Raw genomic sequence first — 19561 nt, 5'->3', positions numbered from 1 at the left:
GCCCTCAGTACGCCAGCTGCACCGGCGCCCCCACCCGCTGCGCCTCCACGTCCGCGCGGTGGAAGGGCATGGGCAGCCACTTCTTCTGCGAGAACATGGCGAGCTGGTCGTAGGCGCGCGGCGAGGCCGGGTCGCTGCTCTGGCCGTAGGTCAGCAGCGCTTGCGCTACCGGTCCGCGCTCGTCGAAGCCCACCACCTGGATGTAGCTGGTGCCGTAGTTGATGTTGTAGCCGTTGGCGCCGATCACCCGCTGGCCCTGGCTCTCCACCTTGTTGAGCACGCCCTCGAACTCGTCGCCGCCGGGAATCGCGACCTTCTGGCCGCGCACCATGCGGGTCTGCGCCTCAGCCAGCGCCGCGTCGGGCGCGAAGCCCGCGGTGCGAAGCGCGGCCACGGCATCGCCCAGGGCCTTGAAGACGGCCTCGCGAGTGGCCGGCGTGGCCATGTCCAGGCCGGCCGGCGTCACCACCGGGCGGGCCGGATCGAAGGGCACGCGCCAGACCTTGGGCACGTCCTTGGCCTTGCGCCAGAACTCGCGGAACAGCGGCGCGCCCTTGGCCTCGGGGGTGCTGGTGCGGTTCCAGGCCGCCAGCGCGCGGCAGCCTTGCTGCTGGTCCGGCGTGAGGGCCGATGTGTTGGCCTTGCAGCCGGCAGCCAGGTCGTCCATCACGATCTCGCCGGCGTGGTTCTTGTCGCGGAAGATCACGCTGCGCAACACGTCGGCGCCCATCTTCTTGCCCGGCAGGCCGTCGCTGCCGGCCAGGCGCGATTCGATCTCCAGGATGCCGCTGCGGGTGCGCAAGCGCTGCGGCACGCCCATCGGCCCGACCAGTGGCGAGATGTTGGCCGGCGGCGCGATGCGCGGGTTGGCCAACCAGAAGCTGTCGTTGCTGTTCTGCACCCAGTCTTGCGTGACGACCACCGGCATGCGCTCGGGCGGAATGGCGCCGGGCATGGCGGCCGCGCTGTCGCGCTTCCATTCGCAGGCCGCGCGCGAGCCGTCGAGCACGGCCAGGCCGGCGGTGTTCATGAGGCCCGCCGCGGCCGGCGAGGGCGCGCAGCTCTTGAGCAGCTCGGCCGACACGTCCGGCACCACCGACAGGTCGGCATACATGGCATTGCCTTCGCGGTCGGCGCCGATGGTGTTGATCCATGGAATGCCCTGGCGGCCCATGGCGGTGCGCAGCTCGTTGACGTTGCGGGCGCGGCCCATCTGCATCCAGGCGCGGGCCGAGCGGGTGTTGAGGGTGTTGACGTCGCGGATCGCATAGGCCGTGGTGCTGGTCCAGCCCAGGCCGGCGCGCGGCAGCGCCACCACCGGGCCCCACTCGGTGCTGTAGAAAGTCTTCTTCGCCGGCGCGGCGCCGGGCGCGGCCGACTCGGCCGGCAGCACCACCGTCTTGGCCGTCATCTTCCTGCGCTGGCCGTCGACGATGTAGACGGTCGGGTCGCTCGGGTCGAGCTTCAGTTCGTACAAGGTGAAGCGCTTGCCGGTGGACACCGTATGGGTCCAGGCCACGTCCTTGTTGAAGCCGATCGACACCACCGGGCTCAGGCCGCCGGTGGCGCCCATCACGTCCATCTTGCCTGGGATGGTCAGGTGCATCTCCCAGAAGCGGTTGGTACCGCTCCACGGGAAGTGCGGGTTGCCCAGCACCAGGCCGCGGCCGTCCTGCGTGGCGTTGCGGCCGAAGGCCCAGCCGTTCGAGCCCAGCTCGCCGCCCTCGGGGTTGTTGTTGAAGGAGAGGCGCGCGACTTCGCGTGCGGCTTCCTGTGGATCGACCACGGGCGCAAGCGCCGAGGTCTTGGCTGCCGGCGGCTCGGCCGCGAGCACCGCACCGGCCAGCGCGGCCAGGCCACCCTGAATCATCGACATCTCGGTGGTGCGCGACAGGTCGGCCTGCGTCATGGGACGCACCCAGGGCTTGCCGCGGCAGGCCTCGGGCAGGCCACCCGGACCCGCGTCCTGCAGGTAGCGGTTGTAGCCGGCCACGTAGCCGCGCAGGGCGGCGCGTACTTCGGGGTCGGTGTCGGCCGCGCGGGCCAGCGCCGCGTCGTCCATGTGGGCGCGCACGAACAGGTCGATCTGCGGATTGGGCATGCGGCCCAGGCCCAGCTCGCCGGTGCCGGCGGGGCCGAGGAACTGCGCACGCTCGCCGCGCACCGTGAGCAGGTGCTCGGCCGTCTGGCAGACGTTGTCCTGCGCATGCGCGTAGCCCACGCCGTAGGCAAGGCCTTCGTAGTCGGGCGCCGTGATGTGGGCGATGCCGTGGGTGGTGCGCTCGATGCTCACGCTGCGCGAGCCGGGGGCCGGCGTGCTGGCACAGGCGGCCAGGAGAAGGGTGGCGACGGCCAGCACGGTACCGGTCGGCGCGAAGCGCGCCGTTGTCTTCAAGGGCATGGGAGAGGCTTCGACGGGTAGTTGGACAAGAGTGGCCGATTAAAGAGGCCTCGCCAACGCCGCCGATGGGTGATAACCCGCACCTGCTGTCACCAAGGAGGCAGCACGGCGCACGCATCACGCGCGCCGCGTTTCAGGCGCGCCGAAAGACCAGTGCGGCGTTGGTGCCGCCAAAGGCGAAAGAGCTGCTGACGGCGGCCTCGAGTGCCGGCGCTGCCGACTCGCCGGCACGCACCAGGTTCAGCTGGCAGGCCGGGTCGATCTCGTCGGCATGCATGCTGGGCGGCAGTTGCCGGCGCTGCAGCGCCAGCACGGTGATGAGTGCCTCCAGCGCTCCGGCGGCCCCCAGCAGGTGGCCGTGCAGCGCCTTGGTGGCGCTCACGCGCAGATCGCCCAGGGCATCGCCCCAGACCTGGGCCAGCGCTTCGCGCTCGATGGGGTCGCCGATGCGCGTGGCGGTGCCGTGCGCATTGCAATAACCCACTTGCGCCGGCGCCAGGCCCGCCATGCGCAGCGCCGCGCGCAGGGCGCGCGCCTGGCCGGCGGCGTCGGGCTTGGTGAGGTGCGTGGCATCGCAGCTGCTGCCCCAGCCAGCCAACCGTGCGTAACGTCGCGCGCCGCGTGCGGCCGCGCGCTCGGCCGATTCGAGGATCAGGAAGGCGGCCCCCTCCCCCAGCGCAAAGCCGCTGCGGTCCGCGGCAAAGGGCCGCACTGCCGTGGCCGCCGCTTGCGGCGGCGCCGAGGCCAGGGTCTGCATGGCCTGCCAGGCCAGCATCACGCCCGGCACGATCAGCGCTTCGCTGCCGCCGGCAATGGCGATGTCGACTTCGCCGCTCTCGACCGCCTTGGCGGCTTCGGCAATGGCGATGGCCGATGAAGCGCAGGCCACCGAATACGTGAGCACCGGGCCCAGCACCTTGCGCCGCATGGCGATGTGCGAAGCCGGCGCGTTGGGCATGAAGGCCGGGATGGTCAGCGGCGGCACGCGGCCGCTGGCGCCGCCGCGATAGGCGGTCTCGAGCGCACCGGCGCCGCCCATGCCGCAGCCCACGTAGATGCCGACCCGCTCGCCCTGCTGCTCATCGAAGGGGCCGTCGATGCCGGCATCGTTCAGCGCCATCTCGGCGGCGGCCAGCGCCAGCTGGCTGACGCGGTCGACACCAGCCAGCTGCAGCTTGCTGAACCAGGGGGCGGGGTCGAAGGCGGCGCTGGCGGCCAGCGCCGGCTTGGCCAGCTCCGGAAACACCGGACGAATGGCCGAGTCGCCACGCAGCAGCGCCTCGAACACGGCGCCCGGCTCGTTGCCATGCGGGCTGACCAGCCCCAGGCCGGTGATGGCAATGGCGACGCCCGAACGGCTCACGCGACCTTCTGCTGAGCAGGCTCCTCGGCGCGCACCTGGTCGACCAGGGCGGCCAGCTGGGCCAGCGTGTCCATCTCGGGGTCCGGGTCGGGCAACGTGATCTTCAGGCGGTCCTCGATCTCGAACAGGAATTCGGCCAGCGCCAGCGAGTCGAAGCCCTTGTCACGCATCGATGCGCCGGGATCGAGGTCGGCCGGATCGATGCCGTACTTTTCCTGGATCAGGTCTTGCAGTTCCTTCAGCGAACTCATGTGCAATGTCGTCTTGGTGTTGTCTGGTACGTGATGACGATGCCCGAGCCCCCTCGGCATCGGTCACCGGCGGTCCATGATAGCCACCACGGGCGCGGACTCCACCGGACGCGGCGCCGGGGCCGGCCGCCAGCGCAGCGAGGCCCAGGCAAACACGCCGCCCAGCAGCGTGCCGCCCAGCGCATCCAGCAGCACGTGCTGGCCGGTGGCCAGGGTCGAATAGGTGATCGCCAGGAACCAGGCCAGGTTGATCCAGCGCAGCAGCGCGGGCGTGCCCGCCGACTTGAAGATGTGCTCGATCCAGCAGGCCGTGAAGATGGCGATGGCCACGTGCATCGACGGGCACGCGTTGCCCGCGGCATCGATGCCGCGCAGCAGGGCAAAGCCCGGAAAGCCCCCGGCGTCGACGGGCAGGGTGGCAATGCGGGTGGGCCACAGCGCAAAGAAGGCCAGGCCTGCCAGGCACAAGGCGCCGGCCCACAAGCCATAGACCAGCAGCTCGCGAAAGTTGCGCTGCAGCCCCGGCGCGATGCCCACGTAGAACCACAGCGACAGATAGGGGATGAGCCACGCCGGCTGGAACGGCACCCAGTGATCGATGAAGGTCAGCGGCATCTCCGTCACCGGCCGCATCGGATTGCGCAGCAGTTGGAAATAGCCGATGAAGAAGATCCAGATCCACACCGTGGTGCCGACCACCTTGAGAAATTGGTGCACGCGCAGCCGCTGGCCGATGTCTTTGACCCAGGGCGGGCGCGTTGGAGAATGCATGGGGCGGGGGCTCCGGTGGCGGGTGGCAAACGTCGGCGAAGCCGCCATCTTGCACGAGGACGATGACATGTCCCCGGTGCTAACCTTGCGCACCATGTTCAATCCATCTCAAGAAGAGGTACGCCGCTTTTTCTGCGACGTGTACGCCAAGAGCCGCGAGGGCAAGCCGCTGGAGGCCCTGGAAATCATCGCCGCCGGCTGGATCGACGCGCATCCCGAATACCACGCCGACCTGCAGGACGCCGACGCCGCGGTGGCCCGCGTCTACGACGGCGGCGACGGCCGCGAGAACCCATTTCTGCACCTGGCCATGCACCTGTCGATCAGCGAACAATGCTCGATCGACCAGCCGCGCGGCATCCGCCAGGCGGTGGAGCTGCTGGCCGCTCGCCGCGATTCGCTGCTGGATGCGCACCACGAGGCCATGGAATGCCTGGGCCAGATGATGTGGGAAGCCCAGCGCGCCGGCCGGCCGCCGGATGGCGAGGCCTACATCGCCTGCGTGCAGCGCAAAGCCACGCGGGACTAGCCGCGGCGGCGAACGGCACCGGAAGCCAGCCGCCGCGCCTCATCACGCAACAGGGCAATGAGCGCTGCGCGTGCCGGCGTTGCCGGCGCATCGGTGCGCAGCAGCAGGCCCACCGGCTCCTCGGTGCCGGGTGTGGCAATGCGCAGACGCAGCAGTCGACCCATCGCAAGGTCATTGCGGGCGGCGCCCAGGGGCGTGATCCAGATCGAGTCGGAAGCGGCCACCAGCGCGCTGGCCACCGACACGTCCAGGGTCTGCAGCGCATCGGCCGGCAGCGCCAGGCCCAGGCTGGCCAGCAGGCTTTCGGTGTGATGGCGCGGCACCGTGCCCTCGCCGTACACCACCAGTGGATAGGCGAGTGCCGCCCGCGCCGAGGCGCCGCGCCTGGCGAGCGGATGGCCGGCGCGCGCGATGAAAACCAGCGGCTCGGTGTGCAACAGCTCGAAGCTGAGGCCCGCCATCAGCGATGGGTCGCTCATGCGGCCCACCACCACATCCAGCTCGCCGGCGCGCAACTCGTGGAGCAGCACCGCGTTGGCCGCGCTCTTCACCACGATCTGCAGGCCGGGCCGATGCGCGCGCAGCTTGGCCAGGGTCTGCGGCAACAGCGAAGGCGCGACGCTGGGCAGCGCGCCGATGCGCAGCCGCTCCAGCCGCTCGCCGGCCACCGGCGCCACCGCCTGGGCGCTGGCGTCGATGGCCTCCAGCACGCGCAGCGCCTGCGCCAGCAACTGCTCGCCGGCGGCTGTGAGGCCCTGAACACCGCGCCGGCCGGCGACTGCGCGCTCCACCAGCCGGGTGCCGGCCAGTTCCTCCAACTCGCTCAGGGTCTTGGACATGGCCGGCTGGCTCAGCGCCAGCCGTTCGGCGGCGCGTGCCAGGTGCCGCTCTTGTGCCACCGCCACAAAGCAGCGCAGGTGGCGCAGCTGGACATTGCGGGCAAAGGCCTGGGCGGGCTGGGCGGGCTGGGCGGCTTTTTTCAATTACCAATGCTCATGTAAATCGTCTGAATGTTCAATTTACATCATCAAACGGCGGTTTTACAGTGATGCCATTCCCGTACGCCATTTCCCCAAGGAGACCCACGATGCCGACACTCGACCCACGCGACTGGGCCAGCCATCCCGCCTACCTCTACCCCGGCTACAAGTCGACCGCCAAGCGCGGCCCGACCCAGCCGCTGATCCCGCTCAAGGCCTCGATGGCCGAGCTGCGCCAGCCGGTGTACGGCCACGACAGCATCGGCGAGCTGGACCATGACCTGACGCGCAACGCGCGCCGCAACGGCGAGCCGCTGGGCGAGCGCATGATCCTCACCGGCCAGGTGCTGGACGAGCACAAGCGCCCGCTGCGCAACACCCTGATCGAGCTGTGGCAGGCCAACGCCGCCGGCCGCTACGTGCACAAGGTCGACCAGCACGACGCACCGCTGGACCCCAACTTCCTGGGCGCGGGCCGCTGCCTGACCGACAACGAAGGCCGCTACCGCTTCCTCACCATCAAGCCCGGCGCCTACCCCTGGGGCAACCACCCCAACGCCTGGCGCCCACAGCACATCCACCTGTCGCTGTTCGGCGAGCACTTCGCCAGCCGGCTGGTGACGCAGATGTACTTCCCCGGCGACCCGCTGCTGCAGTACGACCCGATGGTCAGCGGCACGCCGGAAAAGTATCGCAACCGCCTGATCGCCGACTTCAGCCTGGACATCACGGAAGACGGCTATGCGCTGGGCTACCAGTTCGACATCGTGCTGCGCGGCGCCGACGAGACGCCTTTCGAGAACCGTTGAGCAAGAGGGAGACACGCACCATGCAACAGCAATTGATGAGCGCACTGCAGAGCAACTACGGCCAGACCCCGTCGCAGACCGTGGGCCCCTACTTCGCCTACGGCCTCACGGCCACCCAGTACGGCTACGACTTCGACCAACCCTTCGATGCCCAGGTGGCGCTGGACGGCGCGCGCGGCGAGCGCATCCGGCTGGTCGGCCGGGTGTTCGACGGCGACGGCAAGGCCATCTTCGACGCCATGGTCGAGATCTGCCAGCCCGATGGCGAAGGCCACTACCCCACGTCCGTCGAAGACGCCAAGGCGCGCGGCTTTCGCGGCTTCGGCCGGATGGGCACCGGCACCGATGCGGCCAACCGCTTCATCTTCCACACGGTCAAGCCCGGCGCCAACACGCCCGGCGAGGCGCCGTTCATCAACGCCATCGTCACCATGCGCGGGCTGCTGCTGCACACCTTCACCCGCATCTACTTCAGCGACGAGGCGACAGCCAATGCGAAGGACGCGGTGCTGCAGTCGGTGCCGGCCGAGCGCCGCAGCACCCTCGTCGCGCAGCGCAGCGAGGAAGGTGGACAAGTGACCTACACCTTCGACATCCACATGCAGGGCGAGCGCGAGACGGTGTTCTTCGACGTCTGAGGAACTTCCGGTCGCGGCGCGCCTCCCTAGCTTGCCTTGCCGAACTTTCCTGATCCGAGTCTTCGACCCCGCGCGCGCCTTCTGCTGACGGCGCTGCTGCTGGCCTGCGGCCCCTTGGCCGCCGGCGCAGAACGCGCCCCCGCGTCAAGCTGGGGCGCGATCGCATCGATTGGCGGATGGTGGGGCTATGCCTTCAACCAGCCCTCGCGCGCCGCCGCGGAGCTTGCCGCGCGCACCCAGTGCGATCGAAGCGCAAAGCGCGCCGGCGCCTGCGTCGTCCGCTCGGCCTTCGATCGCAGCTGCGGCGCGCTCGCGACCGGCAACTACGGCGAATGGGGAACCGCCACCGCAGCCACGGCAGGCGCTGCCGGCAAGGAGGCAGCCGGTCAATGCGACAGCCATCTGCCGACCGAGCCTTGCAAGGTGGTGGTCAGCATCTGCTCGCCGCGCTAGTCCTGCATCACAATGCAGCCGGGTGCCGCCGGCCGCGTTGACGCGCGCGCCGACGGCTTGTTGTCACTCAAGCATCGCCCGCCCGGCGCGCCATGATGAATTCCGACCCAACCATTCAATGCCGATGCGGGCGCCTTCGCGGCACGCTCGCCCGGCAGGCGCCCGTCACGCGGGCCACCTGCTATTGCCGCGACTGCCAGGCCTACGCCCATGCCCTGGGCAAGCCCGAGCAGGTACTGGACGCCCTCGGGGGCACGGACATGGTCGCCACGCTTCAACAGCATCTGCGCTTCACCGAGGGCGCCGAGCAGTTGGCCTGTCTTCGGCTCACCGACAAGGGCCTGCTGCGCTGGTATGCGCGCTGCTGCAACACGCCCATCGGCAACATGGCGCCCGACCCGAAGCTGTCTTACCTGGGCCTGGTCCACAGCTGCCTGGGCGCGGACCCTGCTTCGATGGACGCCGTCTTCGGAGCTTCTCGCGTGGCCATCAGCACCCAGCACGCCAAGGGGCCGGTGAAATCGAACATGCTTGGCATGCTGACGAGCATGACGCGCATCATTCGCACGGTGCTCTGGGCACGGGTGAACGGCAGCTGGAAACGCAGCCCCTTCTTCCGTGCCGAAGACTTTCAGCCGATCGTCCAGCCGCATGTCCTCGCGCCCGAAGAATTGAAGCGGGCGCGCAGCGCCGTTTGACACTGACCGGAGCAGCTTCCATGTCCCTTCTTGTCCTTGGCCTCGTCCTGTTCCTTGGCATCCACTCGGTGGCGATCGTTGCGCCGGCCTGGCGCGACGCGCAGGTCGCGCGGCGCGGCGAGCGGACCTGGAAAGGCATCTACTCCCTGGCCTCCCTGGTCGGCCTGATCCTGCTCATCTACGGCTACGGTGCGGCCCGGCAGAGCGCGGTGCTGCTCTACGCGCCGCCGCCGCTGCTGCGGCAGCTCTCGCTGCTGTTGATGCTGCCGGTGTTTCCGTTGCTGTTCGCCGCCTACCTGCCCGGGCGCATTCAGCGCGCCGCCCAACACCCTTTCCTGCTGGGCGTGATGCTCTGGGCCGCGGCGCACCTCTTCAGCAATGGCACCCTGGCTGACGTGCTGCTGTTCGGCGCCTTCCTCGTCTGGGCGGTGGCGGACCTGATTTCCGTGCAGCGCCGCGCCGTGCCGCACAAGGTGCCTGGCGCCCCGCCCGGCGCTTTCAACGACGTGGTGGCGATCGTGGGCGGCCTGCTGGTTTATGCCGGCTTCCTGTACTGGGCACACCGCTGGATGACCGGGGTGGCGCTGCTCGCCTGAACATCTTGCTGCCGTCACCGTGCCTGGCCCGCGTGCCGCAGCGCCCCCGCCAGCACCGCCGCCAGCAGCACCAGCATCAGCATGAAAGGCGCGCGCGGCGCCAAGTCGTACAGCCCCGCGCCGAGCGCCGGCGCGGCAATCATGCTGGCGCCCTGCGCCATCGACATCGCAGCCGCGCAGGCACCCTGCTCTTCGGGCTGAACACTGTTGGCGGCGAAGGCTGAAACCGCCGGGAACGCCAGGCCCATGCCGCAGCCCGCGACAAAGAAGCTGGCCGCAACCATCCACGGCTGCGCCACCCACAGGATCGAGCCGAAGCCCAGGCCCGCGAGCAGCGCGCCGCCGCGCAGCCAGGCGAGCGCCGTCACCTGCGGGTGGCGCGCGACCACGGACTGCGACAGCATCAGCGCCAGGCCGGCCGCGCCCAGCGCGGTGCCGGCTGCCGCCGTGGCACCGGCCGGTGTCGCGCCCAGGCGGTCGATCAGATAGAAGCCGATGCAGACGTTGGCCACGATGACCACGCTGTACAAGGCCAGGGCCGTGAGCCAGGGCAGGCGGATGCGCGCGTCGAGCAGGCGCAGCCGCTTGGCAGGTGGCCGCCGCAGTGCACCCGCAGCGTCGGCGGCGGCGGCGGCGGACTTTCGCATCCAGGCGAACAGCAACAGCAAAGGCAGCAGCGGCAGCAGCGCGGCCAGCCACAGCGTGGCCGACAGGCCGATGCCCCCCAGCCAGCCGGCCACCGGCGGCGCCACCACCATGCCAACCGCGCCGGCCGCGCCGTAGCGCGCCATCACCGCGGCGCGCGCCGACGGCGCCGTGCGGCCGGCGATCCAGGCTATGGAGGCGACCGGCACGCCGGCCGTGCAGGCACCGGCCACCACGCGCGAGGCCAGCAGCACGGCCAGGCTCAAGGCCGCCGCCGGTACGGCCGGCTGCGCGAGCGCCCATTGCAGGTACAGCGCGAGCGCCGCGAAGGCGAGCACCACGCCGGCCAGCGAGCGCCGCAGCGCGGCGGCATGGCCAATGCGGTCGGCCAGCCGGCCCCAGGCCGCCGAGCTCGCAACCCAGAGCACGCCCACCATCGTGATGACGAGGCCCAGGTGCCAGGCCTGCAGATCGAGCAGCCGCGCCAGCGCGCCGACCACCGCGACGAAGGCGTAGTTGGCGGACATGACGGCGAAATTGGCGGCCAGCAGCGGCGCCATCTGGCGTGTGCTGGGCGCCTGTGGCGCGTCCACGCTGGAAGCGCTTGGGGAGTTCAGGACGGTGGACATGGTGAGCAATCAGGTGAAGGGGTCAGGCGCCGAGCGTCGCGCCACCGTCCACGCACAGCGTGTGCAGCGTGACGTGGCGGGCGGCGTTGGACAGCAGGAACAGCACGGCCTCGGCCACGTCGGCCGGCTCGGCGATGCGGCCCAGCGGAATGCCGGTGCGGAAGGTCTCGGACGCACCGCGCACGATGCGTTCGGCCGCTTGCGCATCGGTCCACAGCTGGCGCTGCATGGGCGTATCGGTCGAGCCGGGCGCGACGATGTTGCAGCGGATGCCGTCGCCGGCCAGTTCCAGGCCGAGGCACCGCGTGAACTGGTGCGAAGCCGCCTTCGATGCGGCGTAGGCTGCCATCTGCGTGCGCGGCACGCCGGCGGCGTTGGAGCCCACGGTGACGATGCTGCCACCAGCGCGCCGCAAACGCATGCGCGCCGCGACCGCGCGCGACAGGTGGAACACGCCGTGCGTGTTGACGGCAAAGCTGTGCATCCAATCGTCGTCCGGCTGCTCGAGCGCGGCGCCCAGGCGCAGCACGCCGGCCACGTTGGCGAGCATGCCGATCGGCCCGGCTTGCGCCTCGATGCGCTCGACGGCCGCGCGCACCGCGGCGCCGTCGGACACATCCACAGCAAAGGGAATCAGCGACGCCAGGCCTGCCGCTTCGGCCTCTCCGGCCAGGCGCCGCAGCGCATCGGCCTGCAGGTCGAGCGCGGCCACCGGCACGCCGGCGCGCACCAGCGAGAGCGCCACCGCCGCGCCGATGCCCTGCGCGGCGCCGGACACCACGGCCACGCCCAAAGGAAAGTCGTTGTTGCCGTGCTTCATCGCTTCAGCGCCTCGAAACGGCGCGCCAGGTCGGCGCCGATCTGCGCCATCGGCAGCGGGTCGGACAAGCCGTCGTGGCTGCAATCGAGCGCCACGCAGGCGGTGAGCGCCGGGTGCACATGGGGCGCCCAGACTTCGGGTCCGGGCCTATGCGGCGGGTTGCGCAGGGCGCGGTAGAAGACCATCGGGCCGTCGAAGGGCTGCGTGGCGCTGCGGCGAAACAGCTGCATCTGCCGCAGCGACTCGCGCGCCCAGCGCTCGAGCCCGTCGGCGCCCAGTCCGGCAAAGGGGCTGCCGGCGCGCTGCAGGCGCGCAAGGAGTGCGCCGGTGCCGATGTCTGCCGTGTCGAAGTCGCCGTTCACGCCCAGCAGCGTGCGCAATGCATCGTCATACACCGGCTGCGGCTGCGCGGTCCACGCCTCGGCGGGGTAGCTGTCCATCAGCGCCAGCAATGCGACGGCTTCGCCGCGTGCCCGAAGGCGGGCGGCCAGCGCCTGCGCGACGTTGCCGCCGAGCGACCAACCCAGCAAGTGGTAGGGGCCGTGCGCTTGCAGCGCCAGCATGCGCTGCAGATAGCCTTCGACCAGCGTGTCGAAGTCCTGGGCACTGGACGACTGCTTGAGGTCCATCTGCAGCCCATGCAAGGTGAGCTGCGGCAGGTGCCGCGCCAGCCGCAGGTAGCTTCAGGCCAGGCCCTCGGCCGGGTGCAGGCAAAAGAGCGCCGGCGCATCGTGCGCGGCGCCCCGCTGGAGCGCGAGCAGCGGTGCAAACGGGTCCTGCTCGCCCGGGGGCCGGTGCGCCGCCGGCGCCTCGAGCGCCAGCGCGAGCGCCTGCACCGTGGCATGACGAAACAGCAACGACACCGCCACGTCGCGCTGCAGCGCCTGCGCCAGCCGGCTCGTGACCTGGATGGCCTGCAGCGACTTGCCGCCGAGCTCGAAGAAGTTCGACTCGGGCGCCAGCGTCACGTCGCCGAGCACCGCGCGCCAGGTCTGCATCACGGCCTGCGCGATGGCATTGCCGTCCTGCCCTCCATCAGCGGCCGTCTTGTCGCCCGCGGCTTGCACCGACGCGAGCAAGGCGGCACGGTCGATCTTGCCATTGGCATTGCGCGGCAGCTGCGGCAGGCGGTGCCACACGTCCGGCAGCGCGGGAGCTGGCAAGCATTGCGCCAGGGCCGCGCGCAGTGCCGCCGGCTCGATCTCGCCGACGACAAAGGCTTCGAGCGTGCAGACGTCGCCCGCGCGGCGCAGCGGCAGCACGGCCGCTTCCTGCACTGCCGGCACCGCGAGCAGTGCGTTCTCGATCTCCAGCGGGTCGATGCGCAGGCCGCTGATCTTGATCTCGCGGTCGATGCGGCCGAGAAAGCGCAGATGCCCATCGACGAGCTGCGCGAGGTCGCCGCTGCGGTAGGCGCGTTCGCCGGTATCGGGCAAGGTGATGAAGCGCCGCGCGGTCAAGGCCTCGTCGCCCAGGTAGCACAGCGCAAGCGCGGGCCCGGCGATCAGCAGCTCGCCGCTGCGGCCGGCGGGCGCCGGATAGCCGCGCTCGTCCGCCACGCGCAGGCGCACGCCGGGCCGCGGCAGGCCGATCGGCACCGGCTCGCCCACGCGCCAGCTGGCGTGCGGGCCGGCGAGTGGCGCCGCGCTGGCGATGATGGTCGCCTCGGTCGGGCCGTAGGTGTTCAGCAGTTCGGGCGCGGGCAGCAGTTCGGCCCAGCGGGCCGCCCGCTCGGGCAGCACCGCCTCGCCGCCGACGACGACCAGCCGCACATGGCGCAGCCGCTGCGCGGCATCGGCGTCCAGGCCGTGCGTCAATGCGTGCCAATAGGCGGTGGGCAGGTCCAGCACGCTGACGCGCAGGCGTTCGGCCTCGGCGGCGAAGGTCTCGACCGAATCGAGCATCGCGTCATCGCGCAGCACCAGGGTCGCGCCGCGGCACAGCGTCGCGAAGATTTCCTCCAGGCTCGCATCGAAATGCAGCGGCGCGAACTGAAGCACGCGGTCGCTGGGCGTGATGCGGTAGAGGCTGCGTGTGCTGGCGACGAAGTGCGCGAGCGCGCCATGCCCCACCAGCACGCCTTTGGGCGTGCCGGTCGAGCCGGAGGTATGCAGCAGGTAGGCCGGCAGATCGGGCCCCGGCTCGTGGCAGGGCAAGGGGAGCGCATCGGCCTCGTCGGGCAGGTCCGTGCGCAGCAGCGGCCAGGCGCCGGCGAGTTCGTGCCACGGCGCGTGCGCCAGTACCAGCTTGGGCCGCACCGCGTCCAGCAGCGCGGCAGTGCGCTGGCGCGGGCCTTGCGCATCCAGCGGCATGTAGGTCGCGCCGGCCCACAGCGCGGCCAGCGCGGCGACGATCGCATCGGCGGAGCGCGGCATCAGCACGGCGACCGTGTCACCGGGCGCAACGCCCCGGCGCGCCAGTTGCGCGGCCGCTCCGGCGACGCGTGCCACGAGCCGCCCGTAGCTCATGCGAGCGCCGGGCCATTCGATCGCTGTCTGCGCGGGTGCGGCCGCTGCGGCATCGAGCAGCATGCGCAGCACGCCGCCGGCCGGCACGTCCACCGCCTCGCCCGTGCAGTCCGACGGCGCAGGCATGCCGCCCATCCAGGCGGCCAGCGGCGCATCGGCCGGCGCCTGGGCCAGCGCGTCGAGCAGCTGGCGGAAGTCTTGGGCCAGCGCCTGCACGCGCGTCCTGTCGTAGGCCAGGGGATTGGCTTCCAGCGTCAGCCGCCAGTCGCCCTGTTCGACCACCAGCGTGAGGTTCAGATCCTTCACCGGGCCGCCGCCCAGCGGCTGCATCCGGCTGGTGAGCCCGGCGAAGGCCACATGCCGGTCGAAAGGCATCAGGTTGACGGCCTGGTTGAAGAGGAACTTGCCGCTTTGCAAGAGGCCCAGGTCGCCGCGGATCCAGCCGTAGCGATAGAACAGGTGAGGTTTGATGGCGCGCAGTTGCGCGGCGGCCCGCGACGCGGTTTCCTGCAGCGTGGCGCCGGGCCGCAGCTGCACCGCAAAGGGCACGATGTTCATCGCCATGCATGGCACCCCGAGCGCGGGCGTGCCCAGGCGGTTCATCACCGGGATGCCAAAGCACAGGTCACGCTGGCCCGACAAGCGGCCCAGCCACAGGCCGGCGGCCGTGAGCATCCAGGCGGCCCAGTCGCAGCCCGCCGCGCGCGCGGCGGCCTGCAGCGCGGCCGCCTGGCGCGCCGGAAGGGCCAACACATGGCGCAGCGGCGTGTCGCTCGGCTCCTGCGCGGCCGCGACCTGTGCGGGCGCCGGCACGTTGCGCAGCTGCTCGCGCCAGAAGGTGCGGTCGGCGTCGAAGCCGCCGTCGCGGTGGTAGTCGGCCTCGGCGCCGATCACGCGCTCGAGCCGCCAGTCGGGCAGGGGCTGCGGCACGCGGCCGGCCACGTGCGCGTTGTAGCGCTGCGCCACGGCCTGCTGCAGCAGGCTATAGCCGAAGCCGTCGAGCGCGATGTGATGCACCTGCAGGAACCAGGCGTGCTTCTCGGGCGCCGTCTTGAGCAAGGCGCTGCGAAACAGTGGCTGCCGGGTCACGTCGCACGCCGTCGCCAGCGAGGCGTGCATCCAATCCTCGGCGGCCTGCGCCGGGTCGGCATCGGCGCTGAAGTCGATGAGCGGCACCTCGGCCGCAGGCGACTGCGGGTGCTGCCAGAGCGTGTCGGCGTCCCACTCGAATCGCATGTGCAGCGCGTGACAATGGTTCAGCACGTCGACGGCGATGCGGCGCAGCAGCGCCGCGTCGAGCGCGCCGTGGAGCTCGATGGCCTCGGCGGTCAGGTAGCCGGGGCTGCCGGGATCGACCTGCTGGGCGACCCAGATGCCGTACTGCGCCGTGGTGGTGCGCAGGCGTTTGGCGGCTTGGTGGTCATGCATCGAAACGTCTCCTTCAGTCCGCGGGCCGCCAGGCAACAGCGAGCTGCTTGTCGCGTGCCATCAGCCCCAGGTGTTCATCGAGGACGTACTGCACGCGCTGCAGCAGTTCGGCGTCGGCTGCGGCGCAGTGCAGGCGCAGGCGCTCGCCGTCGCGCTGCACGCGGCAGCGGCCGAAGCGAAAGTCGATGTCGGCGCGCTCGCTGTCGAATTCCACGGGCACCTTGATGGCGAAGTGCTTGCACATCTTGAAGAGCACGCGTTCGGCCTGGGGCACGGTGACGTCGGCGGTACTGGTGGGCATGTCGGGGGGTCGGGTTCGTCAAAGGAAGGTCGAAAGAGGGCGTCAGCGCGGCAGGGCCGGAGCGGCCTGCAGCACGGACCACCACGCGGCGGCGCTCGGTGCCTCGGCGAGTTGCACGAAGCTCAGGTCGCGGCCGGCGGCGCGCCAGGCCTCGACGAAAGCCATCAGGCGGATCGAGTCCAGGCCCCAGTCCATCAGGCGGTCGTCGGCAGCCAGTTCACCGGGCGCGAGCTGCAGGCTGCGCGTGATCTCGCCGATCAGCGCGGCCAGCGAGGTGGGCAGCGCGCTGGTCGCGGCGGCGGACGCGGTGGTGAGCGCGTCGAGCAAATCGGCGGTCAGTGCCACGCGCCCGCAGCGCTGCGCGACGTAGTTCAGCGCCATGCGGTGCTCTTCGGCCGAGAAGTCGGCCAGCGCATCGGCCGCCAGGAAGGGCCGGATGTCCTTCATGAAAGCCTCGCAGGCGCTCATCAGGCAGCCGATATGGGCGTAGACGCCACAGACCACGAGCTGGTCGCGGCCCAGCGAGCGCAGCCGTGCCTCGAGGTCGCTGCGCTGGAAGGCGCTGTAGCGCCACTTGGTCAGCACCACGTCGCCTTCGCCCGGCGCGAGCTCGGCGCAGATGGCCGCCGCGCTGCCGGGGTGCGTGGTGAGGCCGGGGCCCCACATGTCGGTGAGCAGGCCGCGCTGGTCGGCGCTTTGCTCGGTCGGCTGCGCCGAATAGAACACCGGCACGCCGGCGGCGCGCGCCGCCTCGACCAGGCGCCGCGTGTTGGCCAGCAGCTCGGGGATGGGGGCCGCGTCGCGGTCGTAGAAGTCGAGGAAGTAGTCCTGCATGTCGTGCACCAGCAGGGCGGCGCGGCCGGGCTCGAAGGCCCAGGCCACGCGGCCGGCAGGCACTTGCGCGGGCATGGGATAGGTGGCGATGCGGGGAATGCTCATGGTGTGGCTTGAAGGAGTGAGGGATGTGGCGAGGCCAGCCGTTCGGCGATGCGCTGGCGCAGCAGCTTCTTGTCGACCTTGCCGACGGCGGTCTTGGGCAGCTCGTCGACGAACTCGATGCGGTCGGGCACCTTGAAGGCGGCCACGCCTTGCGCGCGCACGAACTGCAGCAGTGCCGGGGCGCGCAGCGCGCGGTCGCGTCGAATCACGAAGGCGCAGCTGCGCTCGCCCAGGTGCGCGTCCGGCATCGCGACGAGCGCCGCGTCCACCACGCCGGCATGCGCCATCAGCAGGTGCTCGACCTCTTCGGCGGGAATCTTTTCGCCGCCGCGGTTGATCTGGTCCTTGGCACGGCCCTCGACCACCAGGTAGCCGCCGGGTGTCAGGCGCACGCGGTCGCCGGTGCGGTAGAAGCCGTCGGTGGTGAAGGCACGGGCGTTGTGAGCGTCGGCCCTGTAGTAGCCGCGGATGGTGTACGGGCCGCGCGTGAGCAGGTCGCCCACCTCGCCCGGCCGCACCGGGCGGTCGTCCTCGTCCACGATCCGGATCTCGTCATCAGGCGAGATGGGCCGGCCCTGGGTCTGCGTGACGACCTGCGCCGGATCATCCAGCCGCGTGTAGTTGACCAGGCCCTCGGCCATGCCGAACACCTGCTGCAGCCTGGCGCCCAGCTCCGGCTCGATGCGGCGCGCGAGCGAATCGTCGAAGCGCGCACCGCCCACCTGCAGCAGGCTAAGCGTCGCCAGTTCGGCGCGGCGCGATGCAGCGGCGGTCAGCCACACCGGCACCAGCGGCGGCACCAGCGAGGTCATCGTCACGCGCTCTTGGGCGATCAGCGGAAAGGCGATCTCGGGCGCGGCGCTTTCGCCCAGCACCACGGTGCCGCCAGCATGCAGCACGCCGAGCAGGCCCGGCGAGCTGAGCGCGAAGTTGTGCGCCGCCGGCAGCACGCACAGGAACACGGTGGCGGGACCCAGCCCGCAGATGCGCGCGCTTTCGCGCACGCTGTAGAGGTAGTCGTCGGCGGTGCGCGGGATCAGCTTCGGCGTGCCCGTGCTGCCCCCCGAGAGCTGCAGGAAAGCCACTTCGCTGGCGGCCGGCGGCCCGGGCAGCGCCTGCGCCTCTGGCAAGGCATCGAGCGCGGTGAAGGGGCCGGCATCGCCCGCGATCAGCACATGGCGCAAGGTCGGCGCCTCGGCCAGCACCTCTTGCGCCAGCGTGCGGTGATCGAAGCCGGCGTGAACGTCGACCGTCACATAGGCCTGCGCCTGTGCATGCCGGCAGAAGTAGCCGATCTCCAGCTTGCGGTGCGCGGGCAGCGCAAAGACCGGCAGCGCGCCGATGCGCCAGAGCCCGAAGATCACCGCGAGGAACTCGGTGCGATTGGGCAGCTGCACGACGACGCGATCGCCTGCCGCGATGCCGAGCGCGACGAAGCCGCGCGCCAGGCGCAGCGCCTGCGCTTCGAGCTCGCGATAGCTCCAGCGCAGCGCGCCGGCCACCACCGCGGTGTGCTCGCCGTGCTGCTGCGCGATCCCGGCCAGAAAGCCGGCAAAGGATTGACCGCGCCAGTGGCCGAGCGCGCGATAGCGCGCCGCGTCGGCCTGGGGCCACGGGGTGCAGTGCGCGAGCTTCATGCGAGCGCTTCCGCCGCCGCGGGCAGCTCGGCCGCGTCGTGCGCGAGGCCGAGCGCATCGAGCATGGTGCGGAACTTGGCGCTGGTTTCGGCGAGCTCGGCCTGCGGCTGTGACTCGGCGACGATGCCTGCGCCGGCAAACAGACGCAACTGGCGGTCGTCGACTTCGGCGCAGCGGATCGCGACGACCCATTCGCCGTCGCCCTTGGCGTCGGTCCAGCCGAAGGCGCCGGCATAGAAGCCGCGGTCGAAAGGCTCGAGATGGCGGATCAGCTCGTGCGCGCGGCCCCGCGGGAAGCCGCACACGGCGGGCGTCGGGTGCAGCGCGAGCGCCAGCGTCAGCGCGTCGGCCTCGGTGTGGCCCGTGAGCTCGGTCGACAGATGCCACATGGCCGGCGTGTGCACCAGCGAGGGCCGCGCCGGCACCTGCAGTTGCGGGCACAGCGGGCGCAGCGCCGCCGCGACCGCCTCGACCACGACGCGGTGTTCCTCCAGATCCTTGCGCGATGCCAGCAGCGCCTGCGCGCGGCGCTGGTCCTCCACCGGGTCGGCCGAGCGTGGCGCGGAGCCGGCCAGCGGGTTCGCGCGCAGCACGCCGCCGGTGCGGCTCACGAGAAGCTCGGGGCTGGCGCCCAGCAGCGTTCGACCGCCGCCCAGGTTAACGGCAAAGGTGTAGCCCAGCGGGTTGCGAGCGGCCAGCCCGCCCAGCAAGGCCGGCAGCTCGACGCGGCGCTCGCTGCTCAGTTCCAGCGAACGGGCCAGCACGACCTTGTCGAGCTCGCCGCGCCGGATGCGCCGCACGCCTTCGGCCACCGCGGCGGCGTAGTCGGCGCCGGGCGGCACGGCGCGCAGGCGGCACGCCAGGCGCTCGCTCTGCGTCGCCGCCGACGCGGCAAGCGGACCGGCACGCCACAAGGCGGGCGCGATGCCCAGCGCCGCCGGCCGGGCGGTGTCGAAAGGCACGGCCCCCACGACCACCGGCGCGCTGGCGCCTTCGGCGGCCGCCTGCACCAGCGCGTCTCGCGCCCGCTGCGCCAGCGGCGCGGCGCCGTGCGCCACCGGCGTGTGGATGCCCAATGCCAGCAGCGTGTGCTGCGGGCTGGCGACGAATAGCGGCGTGCTGGGCCGCACCTGCAGCAGCAGCGCCTGCGCGGCGGGGTCGGGGCGTGTGGGTGAAAAGTCGTTGGCGGACATGAGCAACTCCTT

19 protein-coding genes are annotated in these 19561 nt (G+C 71.2%); 6 read left to right on the top strand and 13 right to left on the bottom strand.

From position 1 onward, the window contains the following. Nucleotides 1-4: 4 nt before the first annotated feature. The 4 genes from ACIPRI_RS09735 to ACIPRI_RS09720 form a co-directional block, all read right to left on the bottom strand. Nucleotides 5-2401, bottom strand: a complete 2397-nt coding sequence (locus ACIPRI_RS09735; protein WP_446621231.1) for a penicillin acylase family protein — start codon at nucleotides 2399-2401, stop codon at nucleotides 5-7. A gap of 133 nt (nucleotides 2402-2534) precedes the next feature. Next, on the bottom strand, nucleotides 2535-3764 hold the full coding sequence (locus ACIPRI_RS09730) for a beta-ketoacyl-[acyl-carrier-protein] synthase family protein (protein WP_446621230.1): 1230 nt from the start codon (nucleotides 3762-3764) through the stop codon (nucleotides 2535-2537). Continuing rightward, nucleotides 3761-4015 carry an acyl carrier protein gene (locus ACIPRI_RS09725; protein ID WP_446621229.1) on the bottom strand — a complete coding sequence of 85 codons (255 nt, stop codon included), beginning with the start codon at nucleotides 4013-4015 and terminating at the stop codon, nucleotides 3761-3763. The genes ACIPRI_RS09730 and ACIPRI_RS09725 overlap by 4 nt, the downstream gene beginning before the upstream one ends. Nucleotides 4016-4078: 63 nt before the next feature. Continuing rightward, nucleotides 4079-4786, bottom strand: a complete 708-nt coding sequence (locus ACIPRI_RS09720) for a phosphatase PAP2 family protein (protein WP_446621228.1) — start codon at nucleotides 4784-4786, stop codon at nucleotides 4079-4081. 94 nt (nucleotides 4787-4880) lie between these two features. Between ACIPRI_RS09720 and ACIPRI_RS09715 the strand changes: the two genes are divergently transcribed. Further along, nucleotides 4881-5315: a DUF1841 family protein gene (locus ACIPRI_RS09715; protein ID WP_446621691.1), complete on the top strand. Its 435-nt coding sequence runs from the start codon at nucleotides 4881-4883 to the stop codon at nucleotides 5313-5315. Here the strand turns inward: ACIPRI_RS09715 and ACIPRI_RS09710 are convergent. Further along, a complete protein-coding gene (locus ACIPRI_RS09710) occupies nucleotides 5312-6298 on the bottom strand; it encodes a LysR substrate-binding domain-containing protein (RefSeq protein ID WP_446621227.1) in 987 nt (328 codons plus the stop codon). The two genes, ACIPRI_RS09715 and ACIPRI_RS09710, sit on opposite strands and share 4 nt — an antisense overlap. Nucleotides 6299-6402: 104 nt before the next feature. Here ACIPRI_RS09710 and pcaH point away from each other — a divergent pair, with 104 nt between their 5' ends. The 5 genes from pcaH (at nucleotide 6403) to ACIPRI_RS09685 (ending at nucleotide 9489) form a co-directional block, all read left to right on the top strand. Next, nucleotides 6403-7104 (top strand): protocatechuate 3,4-dioxygenase subunit beta, encoded by a 702-nt coding sequence (gene pcaH / locus ACIPRI_RS09705; RefSeq protein WP_446621226.1) that lies wholly within the window; start codon nucleotides 6403-6405, stop codon nucleotides 7102-7104. Nucleotides 7105-7124: 20 nt separating this feature from the next. After that, nucleotides 7125-7742: a protocatechuate 3,4-dioxygenase subunit alpha gene (gene pcaG / locus ACIPRI_RS09700; RefSeq protein WP_446621225.1), complete on the top strand. Its 618-nt coding sequence runs from the start codon at nucleotides 7125-7127 to the stop codon at nucleotides 7740-7742. 36 nt (nucleotides 7743-7778) lie between these two features. After that, nucleotides 7779-8195, top strand: a complete 417-nt coding sequence (locus ACIPRI_RS09695) for a DUF4189 domain-containing protein (protein ID WP_446621224.1) — start codon at nucleotides 7779-7781, stop codon at nucleotides 8193-8195. Between the two features lie 92 nt (nucleotides 8196-8287). Continuing rightward, nucleotides 8288-8893 (top strand): DUF6151 family protein, encoded by a 606-nt coding sequence (locus ACIPRI_RS09690; RefSeq protein ID WP_446621223.1) that lies wholly within the window; start codon nucleotides 8288-8290, stop codon nucleotides 8891-8893. A gap of 20 nt (nucleotides 8894-8913) precedes the next feature. Beyond that, nucleotides 8914-9489, top strand: coding sequence for an NnrU family protein (locus ACIPRI_RS09685; RefSeq protein ID WP_446621222.1), 576 nt, complete (start codon nucleotides 8914-8916; stop codon nucleotides 9487-9489). Between the two features lie 14 nt (nucleotides 9490-9503). Here the strand turns inward: ACIPRI_RS09685 and ACIPRI_RS09680 are convergent, their stop codons facing one another. From ACIPRI_RS09680 to ACIPRI_RS09645, 8 genes are read right to left on the bottom strand one after another with little or no spacing between them, the layout of a single operon-like run. Then, nucleotides 9504-10763 carry an MFS transporter gene (locus ACIPRI_RS09680; protein WP_446621221.1) on the bottom strand — a complete coding sequence of 420 codons (1260 nt, stop codon included), beginning with the start codon at nucleotides 10761-10763 and terminating at the stop codon, nucleotides 9504-9506. Nucleotides 10764-10785: 22 nt separating this feature from the next. Continuing rightward, nucleotides 10786-11583, bottom strand: a complete 798-nt coding sequence (locus tag ACIPRI_RS09675; RefSeq protein WP_446621220.1) for a 2,3-dihydro-2,3-dihydroxybenzoate dehydrogenase — start codon at nucleotides 11581-11583, stop codon at nucleotides 10786-10788. Beyond that, complete coding sequence (locus ACIPRI_RS09670) at nucleotides 11580-12254, bottom strand: thioesterase domain-containing protein (RefSeq protein WP_446621690.1); 675 nt, start codon at nucleotides 12252-12254, stop codon at nucleotides 11580-11582. Before ACIPRI_RS09670 ends, ACIPRI_RS09675 begins: the two co-directional genes overlap by 4 nt. A gap of 12 nt (nucleotides 12255-12266) precedes the next feature. Continuing rightward, on the bottom strand, nucleotides 12267-15479 hold the full coding sequence (locus ACIPRI_RS09665) for an amino acid adenylation domain-containing protein (RefSeq protein ID WP_446621219.1): 3213 nt from the start codon (nucleotides 15477-15479) through the stop codon (nucleotides 12267-12269). A 13-nt stretch (nucleotides 15480-15492) separates the two neighbouring features. Then, on the bottom strand, nucleotides 15493-15780 hold the full coding sequence (locus ACIPRI_RS09660) for a DUF2218 domain-containing protein (protein WP_446621218.1): 288 nt from the start codon (nucleotides 15778-15780) through the stop codon (nucleotides 15493-15495). Nucleotides 15781-15822: 42 nt separating this feature from the next. Next, nucleotides 15823-16719 (bottom strand): isochorismatase family protein, encoded by an 897-nt coding sequence (locus ACIPRI_RS09655; RefSeq protein WP_446621217.1) that lies wholly within the window; start codon nucleotides 16717-16719, stop codon nucleotides 15823-15825. Then, nucleotides 16716-18356: a (2,3-dihydroxybenzoyl)adenylate synthase gene (locus tag ACIPRI_RS09650; RefSeq protein ID WP_446621216.1), complete on the bottom strand. Its 1641-nt coding sequence runs from the start codon at nucleotides 18354-18356 to the stop codon at nucleotides 16716-16718. The genes ACIPRI_RS09655 and ACIPRI_RS09650 overlap by 4 nt, the downstream gene beginning before the upstream one ends. Beyond that, nucleotides 18353-19549: an isochorismate synthase gene (locus ACIPRI_RS09645; RefSeq protein ID WP_446621215.1), complete on the bottom strand. Its 1197-nt coding sequence runs from the start codon at nucleotides 19547-19549 to the stop codon at nucleotides 18353-18355. The genes ACIPRI_RS09650 and ACIPRI_RS09645 overlap by 4 nt, the downstream gene beginning before the upstream one ends. Between the last annotated feature and the right edge of the window lie 12 nt (nucleotides 19550-19561).

It is taken from the genome of Variovorax sp. LARHSF232, assembly GCF_052871435.1.
Note: the sequence above shows the minus strand (reverse complement) of the source record. Positions and strands in the feature narration are given on the sequence as shown.

Bases quoted from the DNA above. Each gene is read 5' to 3' on its own strand.
- ACIPRI_RS09735 (WP_446621231.1), bottom strand. From the start codon at position 2,401: ATGCCCTTGAAGACAACGGCGCGCTTCGCGCCGACCGGTACCGTGCTG.
- ACIPRI_RS09715 (WP_446621691.1), top strand. From the start codon at position 4,881: ATGTTCAATCCATCTCAAGAAGAGGTACGCCGCTTTTTCTGCGACGTG.
- ACIPRI_RS09645 (WP_446621215.1), bottom strand. From the start codon at position 19,549: ATGTCCGCCAACGACTTTTCACCCACACGCCCCGACCCCGCCGCGCAG.
- ACIPRI_RS09680 (WP_446621221.1), bottom strand. From the start codon at position 10,763: ATGTCCACCGTCCTGAACTCCCCAAGCGCTTCCAGCGTGGACGCGCCA.
- ACIPRI_RS09685 (WP_446621222.1), top strand. From the start codon at position 8,914: ATGTCCCTTCTTGTCCTTGGCCTCGTCCTGTTCCTTGGCATCCACTCG.
- ACIPRI_RS09660 (WP_446621218.1), bottom strand. From the start codon at position 15,780: ATGCCCACCAGTACCGCCGACGTCACCGTGCCCCAGGCCGAACGCGTG.
- ACIPRI_RS09725 (WP_446621229.1), bottom strand. From the start codon at position 4,015: ATGAGTTCGCTGAAGGAACTGCAAGACCTGATCCAGGAAAAGTACGGC.
- ACIPRI_RS09720 (WP_446621228.1), bottom strand. From the start codon at position 4,786: ATGCATTCTCCAACGCGCCCGCCCTGGGTCAAAGACATCGGCCAGCGG.
- ACIPRI_RS09675 (WP_446621220.1), bottom strand. From the start codon at position 11,583: ATGAAGCACGGCAACAACGACTTTCCTTTGGGCGTGGCCGTGGTGTCC.
- ACIPRI_RS09665 (WP_446621219.1), bottom strand. From the start codon at position 15,479: ATGCATGACCACCAAGCCGCCAAACGCCTGCGCACCACCACGGCGCAG.
- pcaH (WP_446621226.1), top strand. From the start codon at position 6,403: ATGCCGACACTCGACCCACGCGACTGGGCCAGCCATCCCGCCTACCTC.
- ACIPRI_RS09690 (WP_446621223.1), top strand. From the start codon at position 8,288: ATGATGAATTCCGACCCAACCATTCAATGCCGATGCGGGCGCCTTCGC.
- pcaG (WP_446621225.1), top strand. From the start codon at position 7,125: ATGCAACAGCAATTGATGAGCGCACTGCAGAGCAACTACGGCCAGACC.
- ACIPRI_RS09650 (WP_446621216.1), bottom strand. From the start codon at position 18,356: ATGAAGCTCGCGCACTGCACCCCGTGGCCCCAGGCCGACGCGGCGCGC.
- ACIPRI_RS09655 (WP_446621217.1), bottom strand. From the start codon at position 16,719: ATGAGCATTCCCCGCATCGCCACCTATCCCATGCCCGCGCAAGTGCCT.